At 56.0% G+C, this 23,351-nt stretch carries 22 protein-coding genes; 15 read left to right on the top strand and 7 right to left on the bottom strand.

Annotated features, from left to right (window positions below):
• Positions 1 to 701: 701 nt before the first annotated feature.
• Positions 702 to 932, top strand: a complete 231-nt coding sequence (locus tag DXD94_RS08860; protein WP_117564843.1) for a hypothetical protein — start codon at positions 702 to 704, stop codon at positions 930 to 932.
• A 319-nt stretch (positions 933 to 1,251) separates the two neighbouring features.
• On the opposite strand, the gene DXD94_RS08855 is transcribed toward DXD94_RS08860, so the two are convergent.
• From DXD94_RS08855 to DXD94_RS09595, 3 genes are read right to left on the bottom strand one after another with little or no spacing between them, the layout of a single operon-like run.
• Entirely contained in the window at positions 1,252 to 1,434 is a 183-nt protein-coding gene (locus DXD94_RS08855) for a hypothetical protein (RefSeq protein WP_117564844.1), read from the bottom strand.
• A gap of 12 nt (positions 1,435 to 1,446) precedes the next feature.
• Positions 1,447 to 2,493, bottom strand: a complete 1,047-nt coding sequence (locus DXD94_RS08850) for a radical SAM/SPASM domain-containing protein (RefSeq protein ID WP_117743778.1) — start codon at positions 2,491 to 2,493, stop codon at positions 1,447 to 1,449.
• Positions 2,493 to 2,702 carry a hypothetical protein gene (locus DXD94_RS09595; RefSeq protein ID WP_147324162.1) on the bottom strand — a complete coding sequence of 70 codons (210 nt, stop codon included), beginning with the start codon at positions 2,700 to 2,702 and terminating at the stop codon, positions 2,493 to 2,495. Before DXD94_RS09595 ends, DXD94_RS08850 begins: the two co-directional genes overlap by 1 nt.
• Positions 2,703 to 2,785: 83 nt before the next feature.
• Here DXD94_RS09595 and DXD94_RS09985 point away from each other — a divergent pair, with 83 nt between their 5' ends.
• The 10 genes from DXD94_RS09985 (at position 2,786) to DXD94_RS08800 (ending at position 12,047) form a co-directional block, all read left to right on the top strand.
• Positions 2,786 to 3,145 (top strand): DUF3784 domain-containing protein, encoded by a 360-nt coding sequence (locus DXD94_RS09985; protein WP_117564846.1) that lies wholly within the window; start codon positions 2,786 to 2,788, stop codon positions 3,143 to 3,145.
• 94 nt (positions 3,146 to 3,239) lie between these two features.
• A complete protein-coding gene (locus DXD94_RS08840) occupies positions 3,240 to 4,349 on the top strand; it encodes an ABC transporter ATP-binding protein (protein ID WP_158553182.1) in 1,110 nt (369 codons plus the stop codon).
• A 2-nt stretch (positions 4,350 to 4,351) separates the two neighbouring features.
• On the top strand, positions 4,352 to 4,843 hold the full coding sequence (locus tag DXD94_RS09750; RefSeq protein ID WP_233505134.1) for an ATP-binding cassette domain-containing protein: 492 nt from the start codon (positions 4,352 to 4,354) through the stop codon (positions 4,841 to 4,843).
• 120 nt (positions 4,844 to 4,963) lie between these two features.
• A complete protein-coding gene (locus DXD94_RS08830) occupies positions 4,964 to 5,500 on the top strand; it encodes a hypothetical protein (protein WP_147347143.1) in 537 nt (178 codons plus the stop codon).
• An 8-nt stretch (positions 5,501 to 5,508) separates the two neighbouring features.
• Positions 5,509 to 5,838, top strand: coding sequence for a helix-turn-helix transcriptional regulator (locus DXD94_RS08825; protein WP_158548972.1), 330 nt, complete (start codon positions 5,509 to 5,511; stop codon positions 5,836 to 5,838).
• A gap of 702 nt (positions 5,839 to 6,540) precedes the next feature.
• Positions 6,541 to 7,461: an ABC transporter ATP-binding protein gene (locus DXD94_RS08820; protein WP_035137759.1), complete on the top strand. Its 921-nt coding sequence runs from the start codon at positions 6,541 to 6,543 to the stop codon at positions 7,459 to 7,461.
• Positions 7,461 to 8,279, top strand: a complete 819-nt coding sequence (locus DXD94_RS08815; protein ID WP_117564851.1) for a hypothetical protein — start codon at positions 7,461 to 7,463, stop codon at positions 8,277 to 8,279. The genes DXD94_RS08820 and DXD94_RS08815 overlap by 1 nt, the downstream gene beginning before the upstream one ends.
• Positions 8,276 to 9,064: a hypothetical protein gene (locus DXD94_RS08810; protein ID WP_035137757.1), complete on the top strand. Its 789-nt coding sequence runs from the start codon at positions 8,276 to 8,278 to the stop codon at positions 9,062 to 9,064. The genes DXD94_RS08815 and DXD94_RS08810 overlap by 4 nt, the downstream gene beginning before the upstream one ends.
• A gap of 66 nt (positions 9,065 to 9,130) precedes the next feature.
• Positions 9,131 to 10,429, top strand: a complete 1,299-nt coding sequence (locus DXD94_RS08805) for a radical SAM/SPASM domain-containing protein (protein WP_117638255.1) — start codon at positions 9,131 to 9,133, stop codon at positions 10,427 to 10,429.
• Entirely contained in the window at positions 10,413 to 12,047 is a 1,635-nt protein-coding gene (locus DXD94_RS08800) for an ABC transporter ATP-binding protein (protein ID WP_084591801.1), read from the top strand. The genes DXD94_RS08805 and DXD94_RS08800 overlap by 17 nt, the downstream gene beginning before the upstream one ends.
• Positions 12,048 to 12,947: 900 nt before the next feature.
• On the opposite strand, the gene DXD94_RS08785 is transcribed toward DXD94_RS08800, so the two are convergent.
• Together DXD94_RS08785 and DXD94_RS08780 are read right to left on the bottom strand one after the other, a co-directional pair.
• The gene (locus DXD94_RS08785) at positions 12,948 to 13,466 is read right to left on the bottom strand and encodes a hypothetical protein (RefSeq protein WP_124786586.1); all 519 of its coding nucleotides are present in this window, start codon (positions 13,464 to 13,466) and stop codon (positions 12,948 to 12,950) included.
• Between the two features lie 142 nt (positions 13,467 to 13,608).
• Entirely contained in the window at positions 13,609 to 14,907 is a 1,299-nt protein-coding gene (locus DXD94_RS08780; protein ID WP_035137751.1) for an ATP-binding protein, read from the bottom strand.
• Between the two features lie 294 nt (positions 14,908 to 15,201).
• On the opposite strand from DXD94_RS08780, the gene DXD94_RS08770 reads away from it, so the two are divergent.
• Entirely contained in the window at positions 15,202 to 15,513 is a 312-nt protein-coding gene (locus DXD94_RS08770; protein WP_117564855.1) for a hypothetical protein, read from the top strand.
• An 88-nt stretch (positions 15,514 to 15,601) separates the two neighbouring features.
• On the opposite strand, the gene galE is transcribed toward DXD94_RS08770, so the two are convergent.
• Positions 15,602 to 16,663: a UDP-glucose 4-epimerase GalE gene (gene galE, locus DXD94_RS08765; RefSeq protein ID WP_117564856.1), complete on the bottom strand. Its 1,062-nt coding sequence runs from the start codon at positions 16,661 to 16,663 to the stop codon at positions 15,602 to 15,604.
• A 266-nt stretch (positions 16,664 to 16,929) separates the two neighbouring features.
• Here galE and DXD94_RS08760 point away from each other — a divergent pair, with 266 nt between their 5' ends.
• Complete coding sequence (locus DXD94_RS08760; RefSeq protein WP_117763834.1) at positions 16,930 to 18,135, top strand: hypothetical protein; 1,206 nt, start codon at positions 16,930 to 16,932, stop codon at positions 18,133 to 18,135.
• Between the two features lie 222 nt (positions 18,136 to 18,357).
• On the opposite strand, the gene murB is transcribed toward DXD94_RS08760, so the two are convergent.
• Complete coding sequence (gene murB, locus DXD94_RS08755; protein WP_117763833.1) at positions 18,358 to 19,320, bottom strand: UDP-N-acetylmuramate dehydrogenase; 963 nt, start codon at positions 19,318 to 19,320, stop codon at positions 18,358 to 18,360.
• A gap of 183 nt (positions 19,321 to 19,503) precedes the next feature.
• On the opposite strand from murB, the gene DXD94_RS08750 reads away from it, so the two are divergent.
• On the top strand, positions 19,504 to 20,532 hold the full coding sequence (locus tag DXD94_RS08750) for a LacI family DNA-binding transcriptional regulator (protein WP_055252182.1): 1,029 nt from the start codon (positions 19,504 to 19,506) through the stop codon (positions 20,530 to 20,532).
• 204 nt (positions 20,533 to 20,736) lie between these two features.
• Positions 20,737 to 23,265, top strand: a complete 2,529-nt coding sequence (locus DXD94_RS08745) for a phosphoketolase (RefSeq protein WP_117735687.1) — start codon at positions 20,737 to 20,739, stop codon at positions 23,263 to 23,265.
• Positions 23,266 to 23,351: the final 86 nt, after the last annotated feature.

Genomic DNA, 23,351 nt, shown 5'->3' with positions numbered 1-23,351 from the left:
TCGGTGAATGGTAGTGCGCCATAAAGACGATATGAGCAGAACAATGTGAGCCCCTGCTTCGTATCGTCTTTTGATTCGTGGGCCAAGGCTGACAATGGTCGTCGTCATTAAAATCCGGCAGCCAGCCAGGTTGCCACAATGCGAGACTGGCTCACAATGCCACATGTTGCCTCTATTGGCCTTGAGGTGCACGCCCGCAGCATCAAAGGATGCGCCTTCAATCCGTTCACGGGCGAGATCGGCGGGAAGCCCTTTCTCCTACGACCCCGCCTCCGTCGCCGACTCGATCCTTTCTATCGAGTCGCCCGGGGCAGTCTACGAGTCCGGCGTCACCGGCTTTCCCTTCTGCAGGGAGCCGCGCTGCCTCGGCGTGGACTGCGTCATCGGCGCGGTCTCCAAGATGCAGAGGCCCGCGGCCGACAAGCGACGCAAGACCGACAAGCGCGACGCCGAGTTTTCGGCCAAGCAGCTCGCACTGCACGAAATCGTCGAGGTCCACGTCCCCGACTGCGAGTGCGAGGGCGCCAGGGACCTCTCCCAGGCCCCCGCCGATGCCCGGGAGAGGTTACCGTGTTACCGTCAAGCAGCGCCTCTCCAAGTACCTGCCCAGGAATGGGCAGTGCCACCCCGGCGGAGACGACCAGAGAAGGAGGCTCGGGACGTGGACCAGGGCGCACTGGGCCTGGATCGAAGCCGCGGAGATGGCCGACCCCACGGCCCAGCAGACCCTCGACTGCTATAAGGAGCGCGTCAAGCGGGCGGTAGACGAGAAGAAGGACCTGGAATCCAAGGTGGAGTCCCAGTCGGAACAGCCCCGATGGAAGCCGACGATGGACGTGCTCAGCTGCATGAAGGGCATCGACGTCGTCATCTCCGCTGTTAGTGTTAGTGTATTTTTCACCGTTCAGTTTAATGCTACCACTGACAGTTGAAACGCCTGTGGAAGGGATAGCCTTGTTGGACGGGGACTATTCGTGATAGTATCGCGCCGCAACATCGAGGCGCGAATCGCCCATGTGGTGGCAGTGCGAGTTTCGTGAGGTGTGGTGTGGACGGGACGCAGCGTTTTATGGGTCTGGCCGGTCCGACTGGTGTGCAGTTCTGTCGGGCCGGCCGAGATTGGTGAAGAGATCGCGTTGTTGAATGAGCGAATTTTACAAGCAGCTCTTCAAGGCGCTCTGGGCGTTGGCTAGGGCTGCGCAGTCAATCGCATGCAGCGATAGGCGAGGTGATTGCTCGATGGGTTGGCGACTAGTTTTGTGCCGTACTTGCCCCGGTGCCGTCGTTATCTGCCGAGTACCAGAATGCGTAGGCCGCAACGACGGCATCGTAGACGGCTGCAACTACGTTATCCACGACGGCTGCGAAGTTGACTACAACGGGAATGGGGCCGGTTTTGGAATCCATCTTCTCTACTTCTGGGGTCTCGTACATGGGAACATCTCCTTAGAGTTGGGACAGGACGCTCAGGTCGCCTAGATCGTCATCGATTAGGTCGATATAGAGGTCGCCGTCCATATTGATGTCTGCAATCAACGATGAGATCTCTTCCATCTCGTCAATCGAGTGCATGCGATTGGCCAACGCGGTAATAACGGGTTTATCCCAAACGGTTGCCATTCCGGCATCGTAGTATTCCTGAAGACTGTGTTTGCGAACGTTTCCAATGATGAGAGGTATATAGGGGGATACGACGATATCGCCATTGGCGTGGATGGCCACTTGGTCAAATTGCATCTGCAGCTGGGGGAATCTGACCAAGTGGTCGATGGGGTCGCCCCACTCAAACATGAAGTAGCCTCGATAGCCTGGATCGTATCGAAGGTCGTTGATCGTGTTGACCAACCGACGGTATTGATTATTTGAAGGGCGAATTGTGCGGTTTTTTCGGGCTCTGCCGAGGAGCATAAGTGGCTGAACTCGAAGGTCAATTCGGTCGGTCCTGCTCGACGATTTCAGCTTGTCCCGGAGCATCGTGCAAACTGGTTTGAAATCGTCGACATTAAATGATGTTGGACAAAAGGCAATCGAAAGGTGCAGCGAAGTTTCGTTCAGCGTGATATCGATGGCGTCTAGTACCCGGTCGTATAGCCCCGGGAACCCCCGCATATGTTCATGAGAATCACGTAGGCCATCGAGGCTAAACTGTATGCCGTTTAAACCGGTATGTTCGAGCTCATGCCAAGTAATTGAGCTTGCGAGCAGTCCGTTTGACACGAGGTTGCATTTGACGCCAGATGTGCTGAGCCGCCGCAAAGATTCGACGACAAGATTCTTGCGCAGAAGGGTCTCGCCTCCGCAGAAGCAGAAGCTAAAGGGGTGCATTTGACAAATCGAGTCGACGAGTTCGAGGACTTCGCTATCGGATAATTCGTTTGCGAGGACGTCGTTTTCTCCACTGTTGTTGAAGCAGTGTAGACAACGAAGGTTGCATTTGTTTGTAATGTCGAGCGCAACGCTGTGAGGCGCTCCGATTATTGCTGTCATGCTCATTATTGCTCCTTATCGAGCGGACGAACAAATAGCTTGACGTCGCCCGAGTCGAGTTCGTCGGGCAGGGTGCCGACTAAGAAGAAGCCAAGGTGCTGGCTGGAACGGTCAAGTTGCTCGGCAATTGGGGTGGAATTAGGCGCATCTATTCTGAGCGTGCGGTAGGCTTTGGGAGCGGAAGATTCGTAGTATTCTGCAAGACGGTCGAGCACGCTGGCAAGCAGCGTAGGGCTGCAATTGTAAGACGTTTTGTTGTTTGACGATTAGGCTGTTATTGAAGGAGTGGACTTGAGTGATGGCGATGTCGGACGTTATAGTTCCAATGGTGGGGTCATGCCTGCTGCTGGTGTTCGGAATAATGATGTATCGAGGCAAGCTCACGGGATTGCTTGCTGGAATGTCATCGCTATCGGGAGGGCGTTTAGAGGAGGAAAAGCGGACGGCCGAGTCTCTAGGCACAAACCGAGCGGTGGGGGCGGTTATAGTTTTCTCCGCAATATGTCTCCTTTTTTCGTCCCTTTTTCCGGACAAAAGGGCGATTTTCGGTCTGATGGTGGCTGCCGTAATAATCGCCGCACTTGCCTATGTAAATAGGGAGTCTATTCGTATGTATATCAAGGCGAAACGGAATCCTGGGCATCGCAACCCGCGATAGTGTTTTGCGAGGATTAACAATAAGGAGTGTATGGGAGCGATTAAGCGGCGAACTAATTCAGTTTTGGATAAAAGGTCGCTTGATGGGGGCTGGCATGTTTAAGAAGACGGTTAACGAGTTATTTCGCTGTAAAGGGTCGCGGCTTTTCGTGATTCTCATGTCGGTGAATTATGCTCTCTCGTGCGTCATGCCCGCCTTAAACGGTGGGTTTGTAGATTTTCTCGTGACGAATAGGGATCCATCTCGCGTCGTATGGTTTGCAGCCTTTGTTGCCAGCATAGGGATATCGGCATCCTTCATGTCGTATGCGATGGGCGTGAACGTATCGCGCGTCATTTTGGAGATGACTACGAGACTGATGGGGGCCACGTGTGAGTCGTTTGAACGAGGGCCCTTGGAAAAGGGGGAGCAGGCGGATTCATCCTATACAACGCAGAGGGTGTATGCGGATTCGAATGCGGTGTCATCGTTTGTCGTGAACAACTTCCTGACAATCGGGCTTAACATCATTCTGATTGTGTTTATTTTCATCATTCTGTTTTCAATTAACCCGGTGTTTCTGGCGTTAAGTACATGTTCGCTTGGGGCATACTTCATTTTATTTAGGGTGTTGAAAAAGCCGCTGTACAACAGTTCGCTTGCGAACAAAGAGGGGTTGAGCAAGCTGTTCGCATCCGTGAGCGGCGAGCTGTCGCAGTTGTTTGACATTAAGTGCGATGGGGCATATGACCAGAGTGCCCGTACGCTCAAGGGGGTATTCGAGGGGTACTACCCGATTTACATGAAAGCAAGTAGGGTCTCGAATCTGGCCACCTCGAGCGACGGCCTGATCTCATCTGTGTTCCGGGGAGCGTTGCTTGTGATCTCCGGAATGGAAATATTAAGCGGAAGAATGAGCATTGGCGAGTTCACAATGGTGAACTCGTATTACTCGATGGCGTTCGGATGCTTCAAATATTATTTGAATTATTTCAAATCATATCAGGACGCGAGGGCCTCGTTCGACCGATTGGAGGCTCTGTCGGAAGGCGCCGAGGACCGCGGCACCATCTCGGTTGGGCACGTGGAGAGCATATCGTTGTCCAACATCGCGTACCGATATGCGGGAAAGCCCTACTTGTACCGCGATCTCTCCGTGGAGGTCGAGAGGGGGAAACCTATACCATTACCGGGCCGAACAGATGCGGCAAAAGCACGTTTCTGAAGGTGCTTCTTGGACTATATTCTGCTGGGGGGCATCGGACTTTGGGGTCGGTGCCATATGAAGAGCTCGATATGGAGACGATCCGACATGACCTGTTTGCGGTGTGCCCGCAAAAGCTCTTTATTCCGAATGAAACGGTGGAACACTATCTTGAGAGGGCATCGATTCGGGGAACGGGCGAGCATCTCTGCGAGCTTGTGCCGAGTTTCTGCCGAACCGTCGAATCGTTAAAAGGTAAGAATTGTAGGGACCTTTCTGGTGGAGAGTATCGGAAGCTAAGGATAATCTCAGCACTTTGCAGGCAACCGGAAGTGCTTGTGTTTGACGAGCCGACGAATGATTTAGACGAAGAAAGCCGTCGGGAGTTCACGGAGTATGTCTCTCGAAACCCCTTTAATCAGCTAATTCTTGTTGTAAGCCACGATCAGGATTTGATTTTGGCATGCGATAAGAAACTGGATTTAAATTTCGACTCGAAAGATGGGCAATGCTGATGAGAAACGCTTGGAGTTCGGGATTGCGCGGCGTGAAGCGACCCTCTTCTTATCGAGTTCGTTACAATGTAGGAAAAACAGTAAGTAAGAAGACCTCTGATTGCTTTAGGAGGAGCTGTGGTGAATAGCGCCCAGAAGATCGATAAGTCCATCCAGAAGATGATGACTCTCGGAAGAAGGCTTGGGATTCTGTTTACGGCGCTGTTTATAGCGGTGTGTTGCTGTTCGGTGGTGGTGGTTATTTCCATTGGGCTTATGGCTGCTCAAGGAAACCTATATGATCCATCAAAGACGGTTTCCGTAGTGGTTCCTTTGATGTATCTTCTGATTTCCGGAGGGGCCACATGGACCCTGCGGGGAATCAGCATGGACATGGCTCATGGCGAATCGCCCTTTACCCTTTCGCATGCTCGAAGAATCTCGATTATCGGGTGGCTGTTGGTTGCAGCAGCAATAGGTGACCTCTTGTTTTCTCCGGGGTTTCTTTCGATAGTGATTGGCCCCTTCGACTTGCTGGGGAACGCCTATTCGATGTTTGAAAACCTGGCCCTGCCCATAGATATTGGTGCTGTGCTGGGGGCCGTTTGCTGCTTCTCGATTTCTGCGATATGGCGCTACGGAGCTCTGCTTCAAGACCAGACCGAGGATTTGGTGTGAGGGGCGGCATGGACTATCTGATTATTGAGCTTGAAAGCTTATTGCTTCGACGCGGAAAGACGAGTACGGATATCATTCGGGCGACCGGGCACACACCGGCAAGTATCTCAAAAATACGAAATGGCAAGGTGAAGGCAATTAGGTTAAAGACATTGCTGGATATTTGCGTAGAGCTTGATTGCCAGCCTGGCGATCTTATTAAGCGCGTCAACGAAAGAGAACTTGAGGAACTGGCGACGCGGCGCGCCCGCAACGCGCTGAGCAGGGCGACCGCGACGGATGATGACCCGGTCCTGGAGTCAGATCATGTTTACGTGGTCGATCTTAGAGACGACTGAGGCTGGAGAATAAAAAAGTATTGAGCAGGTGCAGCCCGTGAAAACAACGGTTTTCACGGGCTGTTCATTCAACGTCCTGCAGTGGCCTGTATTTCTCGCCGCGTCACTGGGGAACGAGAGAGTCATTTCCTGTGCTGGATGCAGGGGGGTGCTTACCTTGTGTAATATATAAATAAGCTTATATTGAAATATGATACATATTGAATTAGAATAACATTATCAATTCGGTATGCAAGGAAAGGAGGGAGAGATGGATTGGATTAACGAGCCGGAGGAAGGCGTTGCACCCGCGTGCGGCAACTGCTTCTTCTACGCGCACGGGGGATGCACGAAGAGGTGCCCCAATCAGTCCTGCACGTTCCGTTTCTAGGGGGCAGAGATGAACTGGCTTTCTACCGCGAAAGGAGGGGAATGAAATGGAATGGATTACCGAGCCGTCAGCCGGGGCTGAGCCCATGTGCAACAATTGCTTCTTTTACGCGCACGGCAGCTGCAGCACCAAGTGTTCTTCACAGGAGTGCACTATCCGCTTTTAGCGGATAGTGCACGCCGTACGGCGTGCACAGACTGTTCAAAGATATTTTGGCCAGCAGCGCCTGAGGGGCGATGTGGCATTGCAATATGGGGGGGCGAACCGACGTTACCTATAACCCCGCACAATTGCCATGTCGTCCCTTTTTATTGACGGGGAGGATGTCGTCCATGCGGGAAGTCCCAGTTGAATTGCGTGCCATATCCAAGAGATATGGCGGGTTTGAAGCGGTTAAATCAGTCTCGTTCTCTTTAATGGAAGGCGAGCTGTGTGCACTCATTGGGGAGAATGGTGCCGGCAAGAGCACGTTAATTCGATTGATCACGGGGCTTTCGGAGCCATCGTCAGGAACGATCTCGATGTTTGGGCAAACCGGGAGACGTGAAATACGGAGCTGCAGGGAAAGGCTGGGTTATATGCCCGACCTCAATGCTTCGTATCCTAATCTGACCGCGCGAGACAACTTGGTCGTTCGCTGTATTGAGTGGGGGCTTCCCACCGATCGTTCCATCGACGGTGTGTTATCAACCGTCGGTTTGGGGGAGGCCGGCGGGAAGAAAGTGAAGAACTTCTCAATGGGAATGAGGAGGCGTCTCGATCTGGCCATAGCGTTGCTGGGCGATCCGGAGCTGTTGATCCTGGACGAGCCGACAAACGGCCTGGATCCGATGGGGATAGTCGAAGTAAGAAAAATCCTTACGCATCTTAACAAAGATCAAGGTAAAACGATTCTCGTATCCAGCCACAATCTTGAGGAGATGCACAAGCTGGCAACTGATTACCTCTTCATAAGTCATGGTCGCCTCATTCGAAGGATGACCGCACCTCAGCTGGAAAAGTCATGCCGCGGTGGTTTCGTGTTGCATGTGGACGATCTGGAGCGAACGAGATCGGTTCTCGGAGATGAGACCTCACATTCTTTTCTGCCGGACGGCAGCGTCCTTATGCGCTATGAGGAGAAAAAGGAAGGGCGGGGCATTGCAATCGAAGCGCTCTCGACCGCAGGTGTGAGGGTTGCGGAGGCGTATTCTCATAGGAAGAGCCTTGAGGAGTTTTATTCGGAGCTCATCGGTCGAGAGAGCGAGCTGTGATGAAACGCGAGTTCATCTCAGCTTTTCGGAGCGAGGTATGGTTGCTCGCCAGGCACCCGGCGACCGCTCTGATGATTGCGCTTGCGGCTGTGCTGTATGTGGTTGCGGCTGCGACTTCGTCTGAGGTGCTGATCATGGTCGCCGGTGATGACCCGTATACGCTTGGAGGGGCTATAGGTTTTATTGGAAACCTAGTGGATGCAGGGGACGTTTTGGGCTCTGTTGCCCGGACGTCTTTTGCGTCTACAGTGGTCTGGATTCCGGTGACGATTCTCTACGCGGTTTACGCTACGTCGAGAGACTTTGAATCCGTGGCTTACGCCGTATCGAGATCGCGAGGGGTGTCGCAGGCGGCGATTGTGATCACGAAGCTGTTGGTGAACTGCACTCTGGTCGGTGCCGTGTATCTTCTTTCTACGACTGCGCTGTATTTAACCAAGATGGCCCAATGGGACGTTGGGGCCTCGTGCTCAGGGTTTGCCCAATTTGTATCGATTGCGCTGATGATCGCGCTGCTGCTCATTTCGATGTACGCCGCTACCTTCGCCCTGTATTTGCTCACGAGGAGTGTGGTGGCGAGCAGCGTCGTTGCAATAGCGGTTTCGACATTTGTGATGGTGTGGTTCCCAAGTACATACGGAAGCGGTCAGCCCAGCTTGCTGCTCATGCTCTCGCCCGTGTATTACCTGATGAACCTGTGTTCCCTGAGTATGCAGAATGTTGGGGTAATTCAGGTTTTGCTGTATGCGGGCGGCACTGTGCTTGTGTCGGTTGGAGTTGCGCTCGTCTCGCTATTTGTAAGGACGGCGGTTCGATGAATCTTGGGATGTCGGTCAGGGCGGAACTGTTCCGCGCAAGGAGAATGAAACTCGCCGTGATAATAGCGCTGATGTATTTGGGCATCGCGGGGATTTATGTGTTTGCCGGGTCCGGCGCATGGGTCTCCGCAGGGGGAGAGGGCCAGTTCTTTGGCTTTTCCGCCGATCCGGGCTATCTTTTCTCGATAGGGGTTGGGCCAACGGGTATCTCTTCCTGGCTAAGTGTCGTCTCCATGGCGCATACGGTGTTCTTCCCAATCGTCTCTGTTGTTGTGGCGGGGACGCTATTCGGTGATGCGACGAGCGTGTCGGCAAGGGGAGTTTCGATTGCTCGGGGCTTCCGCAGCTGGCAGCTGTTTGCGGCAAAGACATTGGCTTGCGAAGTGTATACGCTGTGCCCCTACATCGTGTTTACTCTCGGTGTCGCTGCGGTCTTTGCCGTGTGCTCCGGAAGCGGTCTAGACAGCCTTACGGTTGGTAATGTGACCTCGGCACTCCTGTCGAATATCGTTATAGACGCCGCTTATACGCTGATGGTTGCGGTTGCATATGAGGTGTTCAGGATCAGATCTCTTGTGTCGGGAGCCTTGCTGGTCGCAACGTTCGCGGGCCTTGTTATCGCGATGAGTTTCCCAACCGTTTTACCCCCGGTTCACATGGCTTATTGGATGAGGGCGTGCGGGGCTGCCGGCGGGACGGTCCTGATGGCTGCATGCGGCCATGCGGTCATCGTGTCGCTCGCATGTCTATTGCTGCTTTCGTGCAGTTTTTATCGAAGAAGGTAGTGCGCTGGCGTATGCGCAGCGTCTGAGGGTCGATATGGATTTGATTGGAAATGGAGATGGTGCGAAGTGAAACTGTCGCAATTTAATGTGGTGCATGAACATAACGGAAGTCTTCTTATCATGAATGCGCGAACCGGCGGCATCCTGTCGTTAAATCCGGAATACGCGCAGAAATTCAAAAGGATTCAAGAAGGGGACGTTCGAGATGCCGATGATCTTGTCGCGGAGCTGATAAGGGGAGGCATCCTAGTCAATGAGGAGAGGGACGAGCTTGGGGAGATCAGGTTGCAAAGTCGCGCCGCGCGCTTTGCGAATACTGCTCTGTCCCTTACCATTGCGCCAACGATGGCTTGCAACTTTTGCTGTCCCTACTGCTATGAAAAGGGACAGGCGTACACGACGATGGGCGAGGAGGTTTTGACACAGCTCTCCAAGTTCGTGAAAGATTACTATCCTGGTATCGCAAGTCTCTCAGTTGGATGGTACGGCGGCGAGCCTCTGCTCGGAATGAAGATGATCGAACGGATTACGTCGGATCTGAAAGATGTCGTGGGGCCAACGTGTGAATATTCCGCATCGATAGTGACAAATGGCTATCTGCTGACGCCTGATGTTGCAAGGAGGCTCGCGGCATGTGGTGTGACGAGCGCGCAAGTGACTATAGATGGATCGAAGTCGGATCACGATTCGAGAAGGATTCTTCACGACGGAAGCCCTACATACGAACGTATTCTCAAGAACGTCAAAGAGTGTGCCGACATCATCGATATTTCGATAAGGAGCAACGTCGACAAGACCAACATCGAGGCCGCTCAAGAGCTATTGGATTATCTCGAGCTAAATGGCCTGATGAATAAGGTTCACTTCTATTTAGCCCCTGTTGACGATATCAATCAGGTATGTGCGAACGACAGCCACTGCTTTACTGTAAAAGAGTTCTCGTATGAGGAGACTGAGTTTTATAAAAGGGCAATTGCGCGGGGCTTCAAAGTTCAACCTTTTGGTGGGACGAATTTCGGGATATGTTGCGCCGTTGGAATCAACTCGTACGTGGTTGATCCCGTCGGAGATTTGTATAAGTGCTGGGATGACATTGGAATGAAGGAGCGGAGGGTCGGAACTATTTTCGAGCCGCCAATGTTGAGCAAGAACATGATTAACTGGATGGCATATGAGCCGGATGACCCGGAATGCCAAGAGTGCTTTGCTTTTCCCATGTGCATGGGAGGGTGCCCCAACCACGCCTTAAACGGTGAGGGGAAACGTTGCGTTTCCTTCCGGTATGATGCCGAGCAAAAAATGCTGCTCTCCCAGATGATGAATACGGCAAAACGGGGTGCGGGGCAAAATGAGGCTGATGCTTAATCTCTGTAGAAAATATATACTGGGCGGTCGATTCTACGCCTATCTTGTCGTAACAGTTTTGGTCGGGCTGCTTGCGCTTGCGGGTCCCTTTCTTACCGGCATAGTGGTAAACCGATTGGCGATGCCGGCCAGCGCCGATCTTGCCGCCGTTCTCGTTTGTTGCCTTATTTTGGTTGCGGTCCAAGCGGTTCGAGCGGGACTAGTGTATTGCTCAGAGATGCTGTACATCAACCTTCAGTCGCATGCGGGGTTCGGCTTAAATGCGGATACGCTTGAGCACGTGAAGCACCTTCCCCAGGCATTCTTCGAGGGCTTCAACGCGTCGTATTATAACCAGCAAATCAATCACGACGCTAATGACCTTGTCATCTTCGTAATCAACTCGGTTGTGGGGGTTTCAAGCAACGTTATCACCCTTTTGTCCGCCCTGTTTGTTCTCGGTAGCCTGAATATCAAGTTGAGTGTGGTCTGCCTTGTTCTTGCGGCAGCGAGTGCCGCTTTTTATGCGGTTTCACGCGCAAGGCTGTTTGAGAGAAGTTTTGACGTACAAGAGCAGAGCGCGAGGTTTTTTTCCTGTCTACAAGATCAGTTGGAGAAAGTTGATTTCATCCGCAAACATGCTTTGTTCGATAGGTCCCGCGCTGTACTGGTCGAAGCTTTTAATGGGCTCTATCCAACGATGAGAGCAAATCAGGAAGTAGGGTCTAGATTTACCTTTGGCAACGCGTTGGTCGCTTCCGCCGCTCAAGGATGTCTTCTTGCTGTGGGCGCGGTTGAAGTGATGGGCGGGAGACTGTTGCCTGGTTTTCTCGTGACTGCTGTTGGATATTATTCGAACTTAAGCTCAGCGGTACAGTATTTGTTGGGCTGGGGAAGGGATTACCAGACTAATCGCGTATGCTATGAGCGGCTGAAAAGAATTTGGGATGTCCCGGTGGAAGCGAATGGCAAATTGGCGCTTGGTCCGATTGAGGAAATCCGTCTAGAGAACATCAAGCTACGTTATCCAGGGGCGGAAAGGGTCGCGTTAAGCATTGAGGGGCTCGCGTTTTCCAGGGGTCGGCTATATGGAATCTCGGGGCCGAATGGTTCGGGGAAGAGCTCGCTGCTGTCAGTGATATTGGGGCTATATCCAGATGACACAGAAGGGGCCGTTCGCTACAACGGGGTGTCACAGCGTTGCATCGATCGATATGCATTGCGGCGGTGTCGAGTCAGCATTACGGAGCAAGAACCCCCTATCGTTGAGGGGACGATTCTCGATAATCTTACGCTGCTTTCTGATGATTACGAGATGGATAAGCTGAACCGGATGCTTGTCATATTGGGGCTAGACGAAATGGTTGCTTCTGTGGAGAACGGGGCAACGGCGATGCTTGACGGCGGGAAAGGAGGGGTGTCCGGCGGCGAGAAGCAAAAGATTGCAATTGTGAGACAGCTGTTGAAATCGCCGGACGTTATGCTTTTTGATGAACCGACCTCAGCACTTGATGCGAAGAGTCGAGGCGCGCTGATCAAATTGCTTCATGAAATTAAGAGAGACCATATTGTAATCGTTGTCACTCATGACGAGGAGATGCTTGCCGCCTGTGACGAGGTCATTTCGACGGCTGGATGATTATCGGATTGTGGCGTTGAAGACCAAGAAACTTGAAATGGCGTGGGCTCTGGGTAGGTCTCCACGGGTACGCCGTCGGTGCTGTACTCGACCGCCCGGCAAGAAGGTTTTATAGCGTGTTTCCCCAGAGAGGTCCCTTTGTCCGGTAGTGGCGAGGGGAGCCTCTCTTTTGCTCACCTCTTGCGGCGGAGGGGGACACCATGCGCCTATGCAGGACAAACTGCGCGTTCTTGTCGAATGATGGGCTATGTGTAGAGATGATGGTCTCGGGTAGAGGCCGTGTCGCGCTCGGCTGCGATGAGCCAGGCAATTCAATCTTCATCCGGGAGGGCCTTGGCAAGACAAGCAGGGCGAAGACCTTGGCGACGTTCGGGAGCCGTGTGGCGCCCGGCTCCACGCTCATCCACGACATGGAGCCGGGCGCCACACGGCTCCCGTCAACAATCTGTCACTGAAGAGCCAGCACTACAACGCGAAGCTGCTCAAGGGCGTTCCCGACGGCCAGAACCCGCTGGGGCCCGTGAACCGGATGCGCTACTTCATGCAGTGCTTCCTGAGGGCTCATCCCGGCTCCAACCGGGACGACATGCGGGGCTGTGGCTATGAGTCCGCCCGAGGACAAGCTTGAGAAGGTCGCGATGGTGCTCGATCGGGCAATGCGATACCCGAAAACGCTCAGGTTCAGGCAGTTCTATGCAAGAAAGCCCAGTTCAGATGAGTTCGACGAGCAATATTTATCAACACAGTGCAAGGGGGGGGGATTATATTTGTATTTCATCCGTGTTGAGCTTCACACGGTGCGCGACTCATCGCAAACTGGTGGGCGCAGCGGAAAGAAAACCGACTGCAGACGAACGATCGATATCGGGAGCAAATAGCCACCGGATGCTTTTCGGTCTCCTACGCGTCGACCTCCGCGATTTCTTCTGCGTCTCGCCAAGTTGAAAGGAGCGATGTCGAAAACTCCTTTTCGGTTAGCGTCAAGACATCCTTCACGCAAAAACCTTTCAATTTGTCAGGAAGCCCAAAACGCGCTTTTTTCCTAATCGAGCTGGCAACCCGCTTCAACGCGGTCTTGTTCTTGTCCTCGTTGTATACCAAAACAAAGACGCAGTGCTCGCGAAACCATCTCGTCCTCTTTCCCCACAGGTCCGAGCAGATCAAAACGCTGTCCTTGCACTTCTCGATGAGGGCGTCCCTTTGGCCAAGATTGATACCAAGCTCTTCGTCATCCTTGGGATTGAGCCTCTTCCCCAGCGTCTCCTTCAGACTGCCGTTTTTAAATTCGACTAGATATAACGTTTCCCGATCGCAATACAGCGCATCGGCGGAGCGCGGGAGTTGCATCCACCTATTGACCTTCTTGCAGTAGCATTCTTTAACAGAGTCAAAATTGACAACAGGCAAATCGTCATCCACAAGAGAGACGCTCCCGTCTCTGGATGTTTTGGAGATGGTCGACGTGCAGTCCCTTAGGATACAGGTCCTGCAACGGGAGCAACCATCGCTGCCATCTGGCACCACGGGAGAGTTCGGATGAGGGCAGGAGGCGCACAGGTCGCTACTCAAGGCCGTACTCCTCCCTCTCAAGCGTATCAAAAGGAGCCGCCAGCTTCTCGTAGGCGACCTCAGTCGAGCCGGTTATTTCGGCAAAGCGAGAGCGTCCATCAGCGCAGGTCTCCGCAAGATAATATGAGCACAATCCATCAACAGCGTGCTTCTTAGAATACACTTCGATCGCATTCAAGAAATATGGACTATGGGTGCTCATTAAGACGTGCATCCCGAGCTCTTTCTGGAGCAGCACGATTATCTCGGCGAAGGCCAGCTGCCATGCAGGATGAAGATGAATCTCGGGTTCATCGAGGATAATAGTCCCTCCGGCATCTAGCGCGCCGGACTTCAAGAGCACCTTCATGATGGCGAACGTCTTCAAGCCAGCAGAAAGGTTCCCAGGCTCCAACCCCCGAGCGAAGCCCTCTTCGAGATACGTAAGGTGACCGCGACTTTCGCTCCTCTCGAAATACCCCGGACATAAGGAGGAGACCTTGTCCATGAGAACCTTCAGGTGCCGCTCCTTCGCGATCTCGTCGAACAGCGAGGACTCGCTGTCATCGTTACGGATGGTCGCCTGAATCAAATCTTGCCGCAGCTCCTCCTGGTGTCCAAGGAGGGGCCTGAACCGAAAAGCGGGGCCGTAGGGCCCTCCGAGAGAATCGATCAGGAACGGGTCGTCCAGATAATGCGCCCTGAATCGCAAAACCCTCCTATCGTGCACCTCCGCCACCTCGTCACCTGCAACCGAGAAAACCGTAGATGCGTCCTTTATCTGGAGTTCGACCTTCCCGGGCTCTTCGCCGAAAACCGAATTGATCTGGCCGTTGAACTCGCTTTGGAACCTGTTTGTCGCAATCGCACGAAATACCTCATCATCGGAGATATCCATGATCTCGATAATCTGATCGGCAACTCCTGCTACGCCATTCGTGAAATCGGATTCGATCTCACGGGAGATCTCCTCCCCGTAATACTCCTTTATCTCATCAATAAGCTCGTCCCTCGTGCACTCGCCCGAAAAAACCCTGTCGATGAAACCATTCATTCTTCCAGCAGTTCGCCTGTGGCGAGACGTGGAGTCGAGAGGGCCTCCCACATATGCCTTCCTGATGGCGCGTTCAACACTATTGCGCCTCATGCGGTCGATTTTGTTCTCCGAATCGGACATGCTGTTGAAGGCCGCATAAAGCGCTTTTCCAACCGTGCTTTTCCCCGTCCCGTTCTCCCCGGCGATCACGGCAATGCCATTAATCTCGATATCGGCCTCAGCGACCCTGCCGATGTTTTTCACCTTGATTTTCAATGCATATCACCAGCTCTAAACTCGCGAGACTCAATAGCTCGATTATCGCACAGGGAGATCGACTTCTCGAGGACTCCCTAAATGGAACGCGCGGGGAGGACATGGCTCGCCGCCGTCCGCTTTGCGTTCGCGCGGGGAAGGGTGACGACCAGGGGCCTCTCCGGGCTCATCAAGAGGAGCGCCGGATCCTCCTCGTCCATTTGAACTGTATTGTATCCCAGGACACTTGACTTAGAGGAATGGCGTTGAGCGGCGATAATCGTTTCAGCGCCAAAAAGAAAGGAGTGTTCAGTCATGGCAGATAGGCTCTCCTGCACAGCGGGGCACCGCACCGAGGCCGCAGACTTCGCCGTCGCGTCGGGGAAGCCCATCGCCCAAGTGGCCGCCGACCTCGGCATCAATGAGAAGATCCTGGGAAGATGGGTGACGGTCAGAAAGAAGGAACTGGCCAACCACCCGGTCGCGGCGGCCGCGGCCAAGACCGAGACCGCCGAGATGAGGGCCGCCCGCAAGTGCATGCGCGAGCTCGAGCTCGAGAACGAGTTCCTAAAAAGCCCCGACCTCACATTGGAGGCCGGGGCCAGTAGATTTTTGGGACATGTCTAGAAATCTACCCATGCGGGAAGCGGCATGTGCCGAGCATGTCGCGTGCTAGGTTTTGAGGCATGCCACAAAACCTAGCACGGGGGAGTGGCTACTCGGCGTCGGCGAAGCCGTTGGGGTTGTGGCTCTGCCAGTTCCAGCTATCGCGGCACATGTCCGCGATATCGTACTGGGCCTTCCAACCCATCATGCGCTCGGCCTTGGAGGCATCGCACCAGTTGGCGGCGATGTCGCCGGCGCGGCGCTCGCGAATCACGTAGGGCAGCTCCTTGCCGCACGCCTTGGAGAAGGCAGCAACGACCTCGAGCACCGAGGTGCCGGTGCCGGTGCCCAGGTTAAAGATCTCGACGCCGGTCTTGCCGTTCATCCAGTTAAGGGCGGCAACGTGACCAGAGGCCAGGTCGCAAACGTGGATATAGTCGCGCACGCCCGTGCCGTCGGGAGTGGGGTAGTCATTGCCAAAGACCTGAACGGCCTCGAGCTTGCCCACGGCAACCTGCGCGACATAGGGCACCAGGTTGTTGGGGATACCCTTGGGGTCCTCGCCGATCAGGCCCGACGGATGGGCGCCGATGGGGTTGAAGTAGCGGAGCAGCACGACGTCCCACTCGGGGTCGGCGGTGTGAACGTCCATAAGGATCTGCTCGATCATCCACTTGGTCCAACCATAGGGGTTGGTCGCGGGCTTCTTGGGGTCCTCTTCGGTGACGGGCGGGTTGTCCGGGTCGCCGTAGACGGTCGAGGAACTCGAGAAGATGATGGACTTGCAGCCATGATTGCGCATGACGTCGATGAGCACCAGGGTGTTCTCGATGTTGTTGTGGTAGTACTCGACGGGCTTGCTCACCGACTCACCGACGGCCTTAAAGCCGGCGAAGTGGATGACGCGGTCGATCTGGTGGGTATCGAAGATCTTGTTCATCGCATCGCGGTCGAGCACGTTGGCCTCGTAGAAGGTGAGGTTCTTGGCGGCCTCGTCGCCCACGATGGTCTTGACGCGGTCGATGGCAACGGCGCTGGAGTTGGAGAGGTCATCGACGACGACAACCTGGTAGCCACCTTCGAGCAGCTGAACGACGGTGTGCGAGCCGATAAAGCCGGCGCCACCGGTAACGAGGACGCAGGTGTCTTTGGGGTCGAGTGCTTTGGACATGTAGTCTCCTATCGAATCAGGAACACTTCTTCAGGGGAGTATAGCGCAGACAGTTGTTCCAAAAACGTACGCGGCAGGAAAAGCAGAGGATTATGTTAACGTACTCATACAAGAGCTTGCGTACGCATAACCTGATCTTTGGCATTTGCTTACGAGCCGTCGACCTTGCAGTTTCCTGCCGTTCGTGGAAATCGTTGGGACGCGCCATATGTACGCTAATATGTATGAGTTGAGCGACATATAAATAAGCATGTAACGGAGTACATATGTCACCAAACAGCGATCCCATCCTTTCCCAGGAGCTCTCGCGCCGCACTGTCCTCAAGGCCCTGTTCGGCGCCGCTTCTGCGGCAGTTCTTTTTGGCTTGCCCACTCGCGCCCATGCGGCGGAGGCTTCCAAAGAAACCACCGATAAACTGAATGCCGCCCAGGCCCAGCTCGACGAGGTTCAGGCCCAGCTCGACAGCATCGCAAATGAATACGCGGCGCTGGCCAGCAAGAATGCCCAGACCCTCAACGATATCGAGGGCGTACAGGGCCAGATCGACGACACGCAGGCGCAGATTGACGAGAAGAAGGCCGAGCTCAAAAAGAAACGCGGCGATCTTTCCGATCGCGTTGCCGCCGGCTACAAGTCCGGCGGCACGAACATCCTGTCGCTGCTGCTGGCCTCAGGCTCGTTTGAGGAACTCGTCGCCAACGCGCATTACGTTGAGAAGATTAACAAGAGCGACCGCGATGCCATCGAGGATATCCAGACGATTCAGGCTGAGCTCGACGCACAGAAGACCGAGCTCGAAGCACAAAAGGCCGACTTGGAGAAGCTCAAGGACCAGCAGACGGCTCAGATGCAGGATATGCAGGCCAAGCAGCAAGAAGTCCAGACCGTGCTGAACGGTCTTTCCGACGACGTCAAGGAGCTCATGGCTCAGCGCGATTCCGAGATCCTCGCTGCCGCCCAGGCCGAGGAGGCTGCCAGGAAGGCCGCCGCCGCTGCCGCCGCCGCGAACAAGAACAATTCCTACTCGGGCGGTTCGAGCTCGGGTGGCGGATCGTATGCTCCCGGAACTCCGCAGCAGAATGCCGGATCGGGCAAGCAGCAGGCCGTCGTCAACGCGTGCTACTCCACGCCTTCCCCGGGTCAGAACTGGTGCGCAGCGTGGGTTACCAACGTCTTCCGCAACGCCGGCGTTGGCTACTTTGGCGGTAACGCGTGCGATATGTTTAACGCCTGGTGCTATAGCTCTGACCGCTCGGCGCTGCAGGTGGGCATGATCGTTGCCGATTCCTCGCACAGCGGCACGGGTGCTCCGGGTCTTATCTACGGTCATGTGGGTATCTACGTTGGCGGCGGCATCGTTATGAGCAACGAGGGTGCCATTACGTCTAAGTCGCTTGACTCGTTTATTAGCTTCTATGGCACTGGCTCTGGCGTGCGCTGGGGCTGGCTTGGCGGCGTGGTGCTGTCGTAAGGCAAGTTGGGCCGCGTGCCCGCCCGCAATATATTTGATTGCCTGCTCGGGCAGTCCTGCGCAAGACGAAGGCCACATTAAGTGGCCTTCTTTGCGTGCGGAACTCGCGATCAATCAAATATATTGCGGGCGGGCACGCGGCCCTCTCGGGTTCGGGGCGCAACACGCCGGACTGGTTGTCTGAATTAAAGAAAGCGAAGGCCCCTTTCGAGGCCTTCTTTGTTAGAGGAATTCGCCTACTCGGTGAACTTCGGGTTCTAGGTCTACTCCGAATTGGTCTTTGACTTTGGCTTGGATGTCGCGGATGAGTTCGTCGACGTCGGCTGCGGTGGCGTGGTCGGCGTTGACGATGAAGCCGCAGTGCTTCTCGCTTACCTGCGCACCGCCGACGGCATGGCCGCGCAGGCCGGCGTCCATGATGAGCTTGCCGGCAAAGTAGCCCTCGGGGCGCTTGAAGGTGGAGCCGGCGCTCGGCATGTCGAGCGGCTGCTTGTCCTCGCGGCGCTGGCGGTATTCGTCCATGTCGGCCTTGATCATCGCGGCGTTGCCCGGGGCGAGATTGAAGGTGGCCGAAAGAACGATGAAGCCGTCGTCGGCAATGCGGCTCTTGCGATAGCCCAGGTTGAGCTCATCGACATCGAACTCGATGATGTTGCCGCTGCCGCGGGTGCCGTCGTCGAGCATGCGGGCGGGCTTGTAGACACGCACAGACTCCAGCACATCGGCCATGCAGGCACCATAGGCACCGGCGTTCATGTAGCAGGCGCCGCCGACCGATCCGGGGATGCCCGAGATGGGCTCCATGCCGGTGAGGCAGGCCTCGGCTGCTGCCGCGGCGACATCGGAAAGCAGGGCGCCGGCTGCCGCCGTGACGTGCGTGCCGTCGACCGTAATGTCGGAGAGGCCCTCGCCCAGCGCCACGACGACGCCGCGGATGCCCTTGTCTCCGACGAGCAGGTCCGAGCCGTTGCCTACGATGGTGAGCGGCAGATCACAGCGATAGCAGGTGTCAAGCGTGGCGACGAGGCCCTGCTCGGTATCGGGCGTGACAAAGACATCGGCCGGGCCACCGATCTTAAACGTGGTGTGCTCGCGCATGGGCTCGCTCATCAACACGTTGTCCTCGCCGGCAACGCCAGCGAGCGCGCACAGCAGGTCCTCGTTAAAAAAGTCGTTCTCGTGCATACGAATATCCGCCTTTTGGTGGTCGTTCTCATCAATCGATTGCAATATACCCCACCCAGATGTATTTGGTGCGCTGGCGGCGATAAAACTGCCGTCCACCGGATTGATAAAGTGTTTATCATCGAGGTAGAGGGGCAGTCGCTATACTTTCAAGAGATTGCGCGTAAACCCGGAAGGAGCGAGATGGCCAACAAAGTCACCCTCAAGCAGATTGCCCAAGAGGTGGGGCTTTCCCCTTCGTCGGTCTCGCTTGTTCTCAATAATCGGCCCTGTCGCATCTCGGAAGAAAACCGCAAACTCATCAAGGAGGTTGCGGCGCGCAACCACTATGTTCCCAACCAGATCGCGCGCAGCCTGGTCATGCGCGAGTCGCGCACCCTGGGCCTTATCGTCCCCAACATCGAGAGCCGCTTTTTCGCCTCGCTCGCCGGCAGCTTGGAAAAGCGCTGCCGCGAGGACGGCTACGCGCTTTTTATTACCAGCTCGGGCGGAAGCGCCGATGACGATCTGGAGCTGCTGCGCCAGCTGGTGACGCGCGGCGTTGATGGCGTCTTCCTGGTGGTAGGTGACGAGTTCTCCGACGACCGCGCCCTGCGCGAAGAAGTCAGCCACCTGCCCATCCCGGCCGTAATGGTCGACCGTGCCATTGAGGGGCTCGAGTGCGACAAGGTGATGTTCGACCACGAGATGGGCGGCTATATGGCCACCCGCTATCTGATCGAGCAAGGCCACCGCCGTATTGCCTGCTTGGTTAACGCGCGTCGCTCTAATACGGGTCGCAAACGACTTGCCGGCTATGAACGCGCGCTGCGCGAGGTTGGCCTGCCCATCGACGCGCGCTTGGAGTTCGAGAGCGAGTACTACATTCCGAGTGCCTACGAGGCCTCGGAGGCGGTGCTCGCAACCGATGCCACCGCCGTGTTCGCAAGTTCGGACAACATCGCCCTCGGTTTGCTCAAGCGCTTGCACGAGATGGGGAAGAGCATCCCGGGCGATATCTCGGTGGTGAGCTATGACAACTCGGCTGCCGACGTTCTCTTTGAGCCGGCGCTGACCGCGATCGAGCAGGATCCGGGCGTGCTTGCCGAGCATGCCTTTGGTTGCATGTCCAAACGTCTTGCCGGCAAGGGCGGCAGGCGTGCCGAAGAAGTGGTTCTGGAGCCTGCTCTCATTGTGAAGGGCAGCGTTCTAGAACTTACTAAATACAACTAAACATGTTTATCAATTCGAGAAGATCGAATGTGGAGCATCTGTGACAGGCAATGCCGCAGGTGAATGTTGCGTTTTGCCAATTGGTGTGTTTGATAGAGATGATAAAACGTTTTTTCACCATGATAAAACGTTTTAGCAAATATACTAGTCCCAACGAATGGTTGCCGTATCGGAGGGTGACCGCGCAGCGAAGGGACATAAACAATGGCTAAAACACTGGGGACGCCGTGGCAAAAGCTGGGGCACGAGGTGCCGGCTTCCGAGCTCGAGGGTGTCGATCTGTATTGGCGCGCTTCGAACTACCTGTCCGTCGGTCAGATCTACCTTCGCTCCAACCCGCTGATGCGCGCTGACTTTGTCGACGATAAGACTGGCGAGGCGCGCGACTTCGGTCGTCCGGACGTCAAGCATCGCCTGGTTGGTCACTGGGGCACCACGCCCGGCATCAACTTCCTGTTCGGCCACGTCAACCGCCTTATTGCCGATCACAACCAGAACGCCATTTTCTTGATGGGCCCGGGTCACGGTGGCCCCGCCGGCACCGCCCAGTCGCTGCTCGACGGTACTTACCGCGAGATCCGCCCCGACATCACCAATGACGAGGCCGGCCTGCAGAAGTTCTTCCGCCAGTTCTCCTATCCCGGCGGCATCCCGAGCCACTTTGCGCCCGAGACGCCCGGCTCCATCCACGAGGGCGGCGAGCTCGGCTACACGCTCAGCCACGCTTACGGTGCCGTCATGGACAACCCGAGCCTGCTGGCCGTGGCCGTGGTGGGCGACGGCGAGTCCGAGACCGGCCCGCTCGCGACTTCTTGGCAGTCCAACAAGCTCGTGAACCCGGCAACCGACGGTATCGTCCTGCCGATCCTGCACCTCAACGGCTACAAGATCGCCAACCCCACCATCCTCGCCCGCGTGTCCGACGAAGAGCTCACCAAGTTCTTTGAGGGTATGGGCTATAAGCCGCACTTCTTTATCGCCGGCTTTGACGACGAGAGCCACGCAAGCATCCATGAGCGCTTTGCCGCCCTGTTTGAGCAGGTCTTTGACGAGATTTGTGACATCAAGGCCACCGCGCAGGCCCAGGCTGCCGCGGGCGAGACCGTGGTCCGCCCGGCCTACCCCATGATTGTGTTCCGTACGCCCAAGGGCTGGACCTGCCCCAAGCAGATCGACGGCAAGAAGACCGAGGACTCCTGGCGCGCCCATCAGGTGCCGCTGGCAAGCGCCAAGGACACTCACGAGCACTTCCGCGTGCTGCGCGAGTGGCTGCGCTCCTACAAGCCCGAGGAGCTCTTTACGCCCGAGGGCCAGGTGCGCCCCGAGGTAACGGCCTTTATGCCGACCGGCGAGCTGCGTATTGGCGCCAACCCCAACGCGAACGGCGGCAAGGTGCGTCGCGAGCTCGAGCTGCCCGATATCCACGCCCACGAGATTCCCGTCGCCGAGAAGGGCCATGGTTGGGGCTCCACCGAGGCTGCCCGCGTCTTTGGTGAGTACACTGCCGACGTTCTGGCCAAGAACATGGACGACTTCCGCATCTTCGGTCCCGACGAGACCGCGTCCAACCGCCTGCAGGCCGCTTATAAGGTGACCAAGAAGCAGTGGGATGCCGGCTTCTACGAGGACGAGGCCAACGACGAGCTGCTCGCTGGCTCCGGCAAGGTTGTCGAGCAGCTGTCCGAGCACCAGTGCGAGGGCTTCCTCGAGGCCTATGTGCTCACCGGCCGCTCCGGCGTGTGGAGCTCCTACGAGAGCTTTGTCCATGTGGTCGACTCCATGGTCAACCAGCACTGCAAGTGGCTCGAGGCTACCAAGCGCGAGATTCCGTGGCGTGCCCCCATCAGCGGCCTCAACATTTTGCTGTCGAGCCATGTTTGGCGTCAGGACCACAACGGCTTCTCGCACCAGGATCCTGGCTTTATCGACCTGCTGCTCAACAAGGCCAACGACACGCATATCGTGAACGCTTACTATCCGGCCGACGCTAACATGGCTCTCGCCGTGGCCGAGCGCGTCTACCAGTCCACCGACTGCGTCAACGCCATCTTCTGCGGCAAGCAGCCCGCCCCGACCTTCCAGACGGTCGACGAGGCAAAGGCCGAGCTCGCCGAGGGCGTCGCAAATTGGGAGTGGGCATCGACCGCCGACTCGCTCGGCGAGGCCGACGTCGTGGTCGCCACGTGTGGCGACGTGCCGACGCTCGAGGCTCTGGCTGCAACCGATATGCTGCGCGAGCTGGGCATTAAGGTATGGTTCGTCAACGTGGTCGATCTGCTCAAGATTCAGAACGTCTGCGAGAACGACCAGGCTATAAGCGACGAGCGCTGGGCTGAGCTGTTTGGCTGCGGCGAGAAGCCCGTGCTCTTCGCGTTCCACGCCTATGCCGGCACGATTCGCCGCCTGATCTGGAACCGCCCCGGACACGACGCGTTCCGCGTCCACGGCTACGAGGAGAAGGGCTCCACGACCACGCCGTTCGACATGCTGCGCCTGAACAACATGGATCGTTGGGCCCTGGCCGCCGACGTGCTGCGCATGGTCGACGCCGATAAGTTTGCCGAGCAGATTGATGAGTGGGAGGCCTTCCGCACCGAGGCCTTTGAGTTCGCGTGCGACGAGGGCTTCGATCACCCGGCCTTTACCGACTGGGTCTGGCCCGACGCCGCTGCCGCAACCGCAGCCGACGGCGTGCTCTCCGCAACGCAGCTAACTGCCGGCGACAACGAATAGCATCCGGGACGGTCTCGCGCTGGGGCCGCCTCCGGGCGGGCGCCTTCCTCTGAGAAGTGGGCTTCGCGAACTTCTCAGAGGAAGGC

The organism is Collinsella sp. TM10-22 (assembly GCF_003466125.1).
Classification (GTDB): Bacteria; Actinomycetota; Coriobacteriia; order Coriobacteriales; family Coriobacteriaceae; genus Collinsella.
Note: the sequence above shows the minus strand (reverse complement) of the source record. Positions and strands in the feature narration are given on the sequence as shown.